The 1501-nt window shown below is 71.1% G+C and carries 1 protein-coding gene; it reads right to left on the bottom strand.

All coding sequences use genetic code 11. From position 1 onward, the window contains the following. Positions 1 to 28: 28 nt before the first annotated feature. Positions 29 to 1486, bottom strand: coding sequence for an NCS2 family permease (locus SNE206_RS39965; protein ID WP_407918503.1), 1458 nt, complete (start codon positions 1484 to 1486; stop codon positions 29 to 31). Positions 1487 to 1501 lie beyond the last annotated feature (15 nt).

Here is a 1501-nt window from a genome sequence, read left to right as displayed (position 1 = left end):
GGGCGGGGCGCGGGACGCGCGGCGCGGGTCAGCCGAGGCCGAGCGCGGGCATCAGGTAGTAGAACGTGAACACCGCGGAGACGGCGTACATCGCGACCGGCACCTCGCGGCCGCGGCCGACGGCCAGGCGCAGGATGCAGAAGGAGATGAAGCCGAAGCCGATGCCGTTCGTGATCGAGTAGGTGAACGGCATCATGACGATCGTCAGGAACGCCGGCATCGCGATCGTCCAGTCGTCCCAGTCGATCTCGCGGATCGAGTTCGCCAGGATCAGGAAGCCGACGGCGACCAGGGCCGGGGTGGCGGCCTGCGCGGGCACCATGGTGGCCAGCGGGGTGAGGAAGAGCGCCACCAGGAAGAGCGCGCCGGTGACGATCGACGCGAAGCCGGTGCGGGCCCCCTCGCCGACGCCCGCGGTGGACTCGACGTAGCAGGTGTTGGCGGAGCAGGAGGCCGCACCGCCGGCCGCGGTGGCGATGCCGTCCACCATGAGGATCTTGTTGATGCCGGGCAGGTCGCCCTTCTCGTCGAGCAGGTGCGCCTCGTCCGCGACGCCGAGGATGGTGCCCATCGCGTCGAAGAAGCAGGACATCAGCACGGTGAAGGTGAACAGCACGCCGGTGAGGATGCCGACGTGCTGGAAGCCGCCGAAGAGGTCGACGTCGCCGATCAGGCCGAAGTCGGGGGCGGCCACCGGGTTGCCGGGCCAGGTCGGCACGGTGAGGCCCCAGCCCTGGCCGATGTTCGCGACCTGCTCGATCACCAGGGCGACGACGGTGGCCACGACGATGCTGATCAGGATGGCGCCGGGCACCTTGCGCACCATCAGCACCAGCGTGAGCACCAGGCCGACGACGAAGACCAGCACGGGCCAGCCGACCAGGTGCCCGGTGCCGCCGAGCTGCAGGGGCACGGTGGTGTGGGCGGCGTCGGGGATGCGGCTGACGAAGCCGGCGTCGACCAGGCCGATCAGGGCGATGAAGAGGCCGATGCCGATGGCGATGGCCTTGCGCAGGCCGAGCGGCACGGCGTTCATCACGCGCTCGCGCAGGCCGGTGGCGACCAGCACCATGATCGCGATGCCGGCGAGCACCACCATGCCCATGGCCTCGGGCCAGGTCATCCGGGGTGCGAGCTGGAGGGCCACGATGCTGTTGACGCCGAGGCCCGCGGCCAGGGCGATCGGCACGTTGCCGATGACGCCCATGAGCAGCGTGGTGAGGCCCGCGGTGAGCGCGGTGGCGGTCACCAGCTGGCCGCTGTCGAGGTGGGCGCCGTTCATGTCCGTGGCGCTGGCCAGGATGATCGGGTTCAGCACCAGGATGTAGGCCATGGTGAAGAAGGTCGCGACGCCGCCGCGGAGCTCGCGGGGCAGCGTGGAGCCGCGCTCGGAGATCCGGAAGAAGCGGTCGAGGGCTCCGGCGGAGGGCTTCGGAGCGGGGGAGGGCGCGTCGGCCACGGGGGTCGACTGGGCCTTCGGAGGCATGCGGGGGTCCTCGCG

The organism is Kitasatospora sp. NE20-6, from assembly GCF_045862635.1.
Note: the sequence above shows the minus strand (reverse complement) of the source record. Positions and strands in the feature narration are given on the sequence as shown.